Source organism: Bradyrhizobium sp. USDA3516, from assembly GCF_057651995.1.
This window is the reverse complement of record NZ_JBYGYN010000002.1, coordinates 901,511-908,130: the sequence shown is the minus strand read 5'-3', so window position 1 is coordinate 908,130 and position 6,620 is coordinate 901,511. Positions and strand designations below refer to the sequence as shown.

Below are 6,620 nucleotides of genomic sequence, written 5' to 3'. Positions count from 1 at the left end.
CAGCGCCGCGTTGGCCCCGGCTCCCTTCGGCAGCCACCCCTCAATAAAACTCGGCTGCCCCGTCTGCTTCACTGCCATCGCTACCCTCCAAGGCTTTGCCCTAGGGAATCACAAATGGCGAATTACGCAACAGGCCCACAAGGGGAGAGGGCAGGAAGAGCCTTACACCCTCGGCATCGTTGCCGGGCGCACCTCGCGCGCTTGCGCTGCGAGCCTGATGCCGGCATTGGCCGCACCAAAACCCTGATAATTCCGGCGCTCGACGATCTCGAAGAAGAAGCGCTCATCGAAGATGTGGGTGTAGACCTGGAAGAACTCGCCGTCGCCTTCGCGGTCGTAGAGGATGTGGTTGGCGCGCAGCTGCGCCATCAGTTCGGGCGCAAGATCGTATTTGGCTTCGATGTCGTCGTAGTAATTGTCGGGGATGTCCAGGAAGCCCGCGCCGCGCCGGCGCATCGCGGCGACGGTCGCAAAAATATCCTGACACGCGAAGGCGACGTGTTGCACGCCCGAGCCGAAGAACTCCGAGATGAAGCGCGCCGGCAGGGTGCGGTTGGCGGAGGAGCCGTTGAGGACGAAGCGCAGGCTCTGGTCGGCGTTGATGACGGCCTGGCTCTGCACGAGGCCCCTGGGGTCGGCGATTTCCATCTGCGGCAGGCGGTTCAGGTCGAGAATGCCGGTGTAGAACAACAGCCAGGACAGCATCTCGTCATAGGGCATCGACTGCGCGATGTGGTCGACCGCGAGCAGCGCATCGGCGCTGGCATCGCTCGCGACAGGCTCGAAATCGGTGTCCCAGTTCTTGCCGGCCTGGTCGAGAAAATAGAGCAGGCTGCCGCCGACGCCGTGGATCGCGGGGATCTCGAGTTCGCCCGGCCCGACCGGCTGGTAGAAGGTGCGCGCCTTCAGCGTCTCGGCGCGCTGCATGGCACGGCCGGCATCGTCGACGTCGAGCGCGATGGCGCAGACGCCCGGCCCGTGGGTGACATAATGCGAATGCGCGAAGCCGTCGGTCTCGCAATTGACGACGAGCTCGACCTTGCCCTGCGACCAGCGTTCCACCGCCTTGCTGCGGTGCTGGCCGCTCTTGCGGAAGCCGAGCTGCGAGAACAGGCGGGCAAGCTCGCCGGCCTTGCTCTCGTTGACGGCAAACTCGATGAAGCCGGTGCCGCGGCTCCTCGCCTGCGGGGCCAGGGCCTTGCCGGCGAAATTCGGCCAGTCCGGTGCGAGCTGGTCCTCCAGCAGGATCAGCGAGCGCAGGCCGTCGACCGCGGTCTGCGCGGCCGAGCCGGCGCGGAACTGGTCGTTGAAGATCTCCAGCGACAGCGGCCCGGCATAGCCGGTCGCCGCGACCGCCGCCATGAACTCGCCGACCGGCAGGTCGCCCTGGCCGGGGAAGGAGCGGAAGTGCCGGCTCCAGGACAGGATGTCCAGTTCGAGCCTCGGTGCGTCGGCGAGCTGCACCAGAAAGATCTTGTCGCCGGGGATCGAGGCCATGGCGCGGGTCGGAAAGCCAGGCGCCAGCGCGTGGAAGCTGTCGAGGATGACGCCGATCGCGGGATGATCGGCGCGTCGCACGATCTCCCAGGCGTCGCGATAATCGTTGACGTGGCGGCCCCAGGCCAGCGCCTCATAGCCGACGCGCAAGCCCCGCTTCGCTGCGCGCTCGCCAAGCTCGCGAAAATCATCAGCCGCGCGATCGATGCCGCCGAGCGAGGCAGGCGAGACGTTGGAGCAGATCAGCAACAGATCGGTGCCGAGCTCCTGCATCAGGTCGAACTTGCGCATCGCGCGGGCGAAGTTGCGCGCGCGCTGCGGCTCCGGCATGCCTTCGAAATCTCGGAACGGCTGGAACGCGCAGATCTCGAGATTGAGATCCGCGCACATCTTCGCGATGTCGCGCGGGCCGGCACCGAACGACAGCAGATCGTTCTCGAAGATCTCGACCGCATCGAAGCCCGCGGCGGCGATGGCGCGGAGTTTTTCATCGAGGCTGCCTGAGAGGGAGACGGTGGCGATCGAGCGCTTGTTCATGCGGCCTGCTCCATGATCTGCCCCGGCGAGATCGTTTGCCCCGTGCGCGCGGCCTCGCTGACGGCTTCGACGACGGCGAGCGTTGCCGTCGCGTCCTCGACCGAGATCAGCGGCTGTTCGCGGCCGGCGATCATGGCGCAGAAATGCCGGAGCTGCTCGACCAGCGGATCGAACGCGGGCGGCGCGATGGTCGCGCGCGACAGCGGCGCGTACCAGCCGGGCTGCTGCGCGTATGACCACAGCTCCATGTTCGGCACGGCGAGCGAACCCGCGGTCCCTGCGAAGATGTAGCAGGGCTGGTCCTGTTTGGGATAATCCCGGTTCTCGCCCGAGGAGAGCTCCCAGCTCCACGGCGCCGGCGTCGCATCCGACACGGTCACCGTGCCCAGCGCGCCGCTCGCAAAGCGCAGCAGCAGCGCGGCGGTGTCCTCGACCACGAAGCCGCGCACCTTGTTCGAGGTCAGCGCCTGCACCTCGACGATCTCGCCGCAGATGAAGCGGAGATTGTCGATGTCGTGGATGAGATTGAGGAGCAGCGGCCCGCCGCCCGCTTCGCGCCGCCAGGCGACCTCGAAATAATCGTCGGGCTTCTTGAGCAGCCACAGTCCGATCACGGCCGTGAGCTGGCCGAGCCTTCCGTTCGTCACGGCCTCGCGGGCCGACTTGATGATCGGATTATGCCGGCGGTGGTGGCCGACCAGCATAGGCACGCCGGTGCGTCTCACCGCCGCGCACAGGCGCTGCGCGGTCGCGACCGTCTCGGTTACCGGCTTCTCGATCAAAGCCGGCACGCCGGCCTCAGTGCAGTCGAGCGCCATCGGCAAGTGCAGCGTGTTGGGCGAGGCAATGATGAGGCCGTCGGGCTTCTCTTCTGCCAGCAGGGCGCGATGGTCCGCATAGCAGGGCACGCCATGCGCAAGCGCATAGTCCTTCGCGGCAGGCGAGGGGTCGGCGATGCCGGCGAGCACGCAATCCTGCGAGGACCCGATCACCTCGATATGGCGGCGGCCGATCAGGCCGGCGCCGGCCACGGCAATCCGCATTTTCGCGCTCATGCCGCACTCTCCTCCATGGCGCCGCCGAGGAAGAGCTGCCCGATGCGCGGGTCATTCAAAATGCGCCTGGCGTCGTCGACCATGCGGGTCTGGCCAAGCTCCAGCACGATGCCGATGTCGGAGATCTCCAGCGCCGAGCGTGCGTTCTGCTCGATCATCAGGATGGTGACGCCGCGGTCGCGCAAGCTCTTGAGGATGTCGAAGGTCTGCTGCACCATCAGCGGCGACAGGCCGATCGAGGGCTCGTCGACCAGCACCAGCTTCGGCTCGAGCAGCAGCGAGCGGGCGATCTCGAGCTGCTTCTGCTCGCCGCCGGACAACGTCGAGGCCTGCTGCGCGGACTTGCGCCGCAGCGCCGGGAACAGGTCGAGAGCCGCTTCGATCCGTTTGGGCAGGTCGAGGCCCTTGTCGGCGGCGACGCCGCCGAGCTCGATATTGTGGCGCACCGACAGCTCCGGGAAGATGTTGCGGCCCTGGGGCACATAGCAGATGCCGGCATTGAGCAGCGCGCGCTGGCTCAGATTGGTGACGTCGCGCCCGGCAAAGCTGATCTTGCCCTCGCGCAGCTTGAGCAGGCCGAAGATGGCCTTGAACACCGTCGACTTGCCGGCGCCGTTCGGGCCGATGATCGTCGTGATCGTGGCTGAAGGCACGGCAAACGTCGTGCCGTTCAAGATCGTCATCTTGCCGTAGCCGCCGACCAGATTGTGGACCGAGAGGATCGGGTCGCTCATGGTCTAATGTCCCAAATACGCTTCGATCACGGCGGGGTCCTTGCGCACCTCGTCGGGCCGGCCCATCGCCAGCACCTTGCCTTCCGCCATCACCATCACGCGCGAGCACAGCGACATCACGAACTCCATGTTGTGCTCGATCACGACGAAGGTGGCGTTCTTCTCGCGGTTGATGGCGACCAGGCGCTCCTTGAGGTCCGCCAGCATCGACGGGTTGACGCCGCCGGCAGGTTCGTCGAGTAGCACGAGGCGCGGGCCGCCCATGAACGCCATGGCGGCATCGAGCAGCTTTTGCTGGCCGTAGGACAGACCACCGGCCGGCTCGTCGGCGAGATGGTCGAGCTTGAAGAAGCCGATCATCTGGTTTGCAGCCTCCGTCAGCCCGGCATCGGAGCGGCCGATCAGGCGCGAGGCCATGTTGCCCTGGTGCTCCTGTCCGGCGAGGATCAGGTTCTCGCGCACCGAAAGCTTCGGGAACACCTGCAACAGCTGGAAGGTGCGGCTGACCCCGAGCTTGTTGAGCTCGGAGGGGCGCAGGCCCGTGACGACCTGTCCGTCGAGCTTCACTTCGCCGCCGGTCGGCGTGAGCTGGCCGAGGATGCAGTTGAACAGCGTGGACTTGCCGCAGCCGTTCGGCCCGATCAGGCCGAGGATCTCGCCCTCGCGTACGTCGAACGAGACCCCGTTGACGGCGTGGATGCCGCCAAAGCTCTTCTTGATGTCGGTGACTTCGAGGACCGCACTCATTGCGCCGTCTCCAGGCGCGACTTTGCGACGGCGCGCAGCGCGGACGCCGCCTTGGTGCGGCGTTCGGCGAGATAGCGATCGAGGATTCCGAGAATGCCGGTCGGCGACCAGATCAGCAGCAGCATCACGGCGACCGCGTACAGCATCAGATAATAGCCTTCCGTGAAGCGCAGCCATTCCGGTAGCAGCACCGCGATCATCGCCCCCAGGAACGGACCGAAATAGAAGCCGGCCCCGCCGACGATCACCATCAGCAGGAGGTCGAGGGAGAGCGACAGGTTGAACGGCACCGGATCGATATATTGCGTCAGCGGCGCGTAGAGCGCGCCGGCGACACCGCCGAGCGCCGAGCCGATCGCGAACGCCATCAGCGTGTAGCGCCGCGTGTCGATGCCGAGCGATTGCGCGCGCAGCGGGTTTTCGCGCAGCGCCATGAAGGCACGGCCCCACGGCGAGCGGATCAGCCACCACACCGCCAGCGACACGATCGCGAGCGATCCGAGGCAGACATAGTAGAACGGCAGCGGCTTGTTGGTCGCGATGCCGAAGATGTGCGGACGCGGGATGTTGGAGATGCCGTAGATGCCGCCGGTGAGCCAGCTTTCGTTGCGGAACACCAGGAAGGCGAGGGTGGAAAAGGCGAGGGTGACGAAGGCGAGGTAATGGTGCTGCACGCGCAGTGCCGGATAGCCGAGCACCCAGCCGATCGCAAAGCTCGAGACGATCGCCACCAGGATCGCCGCCGGCAGCGGCCAGCCATGCGTGGTCATGATCGCGGCCGCATAGGCGCCGATGCCGACGAAGGCGCCTTGCGCCAGCGAGACCTGGCCGGCATAGCCGAGCGTGAGATTGAGCCCCATCGCCGCGATGCTCATCACCGCCCATTGGCTCAGGATGAACAGGCCGTAGCGGTTGAAGTTCATGGGGACGACGATCAGCGCGGCGACGATGGCAAGGCCGAGCGCGATCTTCAGGGGTTTGGCGAAGCCGCTCATACGGTGCGCTCCTCGGCACGGCCGAGCAAGCCCTGGGGCCGGAACAGGATGACGCCGATCAGGAACAGCATCGGCACGGCGGCGCGATACTGCGTCGAGACATAGGCCGCCGCGAGATTGTCGAGCACGCCGATCAAGAGGCCGCCGGCGATCGCGCCGCGCACCTGGTTGAAGCCGCCGACGATCGCGGCGATGAAGGCGGCCTGGCCGAGCACCTCGCCGGACGAGAACTTTGCGAGATAGATCGGCGTGATCAGCAGCGAAGCGAGCGCGACCAGGAAGGCGTTGATCAGGAAGGTCAGCAGGATCATGCGCTCGACCGGCACGCCGATGATGCGCGCCACCGTGGGGTTCTGCGCCGCCGCCTGCATCTGGTGGCCGAGCGAGGTGCGGTTCAGCAGCGTGGTCAGGCCGAGAACGGCGAGGATGGCAACGGTGAGCACGCCGATGCTTTGCAGCGACACGGCATGGCCGAGAATGGAGACGTCGCCGGTCGGGACGATCGAAGGAAACGGCGAAGCTTCCGCGCTGTAGAACTGCTTGACGGATTCCTTGATGCCGATGGCCAGTGCCATGGTCGCGATCGCCAGCGGCAGCACGCCATGGCGCATCATCGGATCCACCAGCAGCAGCTTGAAGGCGAGGCCGAGCAGGATGATCGACAACAGGATGCCGAGGATGATCGCGAGCCAGAATGGCGCGCCGACATGCATCGCCGCCAGCATCAGGAACGCCGGCAGCATCACGAACTCGCCTTGCGCGAAATTGATGGTCTGCGAGGTCTGCCACAGCAACGTGAAGCCGACCGCAACCAGCGCATAGATGGCGCCGGTGGCGAGTCCCGCGACCAGTAGATCGAATAGGTTGGACATGGTCCCCTCGTGTCCTTCGCCCGCTCTCTCGTCTCCCCCGCCCCGCACTTGCGGGCAGAGGCATAGGCGGCCTGCGGCCGCCGTTCCTAAGAACGCCGATGCGGAGCATCGGCTATGGTGAGGGGCTCTCTCCGCGAATTCAACTGTCACCGCCATTGCGGATGCAGCCCCTCACCCCAACCC

The 6,620-nt window shown here is 66.1% G+C and carries 6 protein-coding genes; all 6 read right to left on the bottom strand.

The features are described 5' to 3' along the window. Nucleotides 1–162 precede the first annotated feature (162 nt). The 6 genes from AC24YW_RS10160 to AC24YW_RS10135 are packed head-to-tail and all read right to left on the bottom strand — an operon-like array spanning nt 163 to nt 6,437. Nucleotides 163–2,034, bottom strand: a complete 1,872-nt coding sequence (locus AC24YW_RS10160; protein WP_487482576.1) for a bifunctional sugar phosphate isomerase/epimerase/4-hydroxyphenylpyruvate dioxygenase family protein — start codon at nt 2,032–2,034, stop codon at nt 163–165. Next, nucleotides 2,031–3,089: a Gfo/Idh/MocA family protein gene (locus AC24YW_RS10155; protein ID WP_487482575.1), complete on the bottom strand. Its 1,059-nt coding sequence runs from the start codon at nt 3,087–3,089 to the stop codon at nt 2,031–2,033. Before AC24YW_RS10155 ends, AC24YW_RS10160 begins: the two co-directional genes overlap by 4 nt. Then, nucleotides 3,086–3,823 (bottom strand): ABC transporter ATP-binding protein, encoded by a 738-nt coding sequence (locus AC24YW_RS10150; RefSeq protein ID WP_036020339.1) that lies wholly within the window; start codon nt 3,821–3,823, stop codon nt 3,086–3,088. Before AC24YW_RS10150 ends, AC24YW_RS10155 begins: the two co-directional genes overlap by 4 nt. A gap of 3 nt (nt 3,824–3,826) precedes the next feature. Further along, on the bottom strand, nt 3,827–4,570 hold the full coding sequence (locus tag AC24YW_RS10145) for an ABC transporter ATP-binding protein (protein WP_487482574.1): 744 nt from the start codon (nt 4,568–4,570) through the stop codon (nt 3,827–3,829). Further along, the gene (locus AC24YW_RS10140; RefSeq protein ID WP_487482573.1) at nt 4,567–5,565 is read right to left on the bottom strand and encodes a branched-chain amino acid ABC transporter permease; all 999 of its coding nucleotides are present in this window, start codon (nt 5,563–5,565) and stop codon (nt 4,567–4,569) included. The genes AC24YW_RS10145 and AC24YW_RS10140 overlap by 4 nt, the downstream gene beginning before the upstream one ends. Beyond that, on the bottom strand, nt 5,562–6,437 hold the full coding sequence (locus AC24YW_RS10135; RefSeq protein ID WP_487482572.1) for a branched-chain amino acid ABC transporter permease: 876 nt from the start codon (nt 6,435–6,437) through the stop codon (nt 5,562–5,564). Before AC24YW_RS10135 ends, AC24YW_RS10140 begins: the two co-directional genes overlap by 4 nt. Nucleotides 6,438–6,620 lie beyond the last annotated feature (183 nt).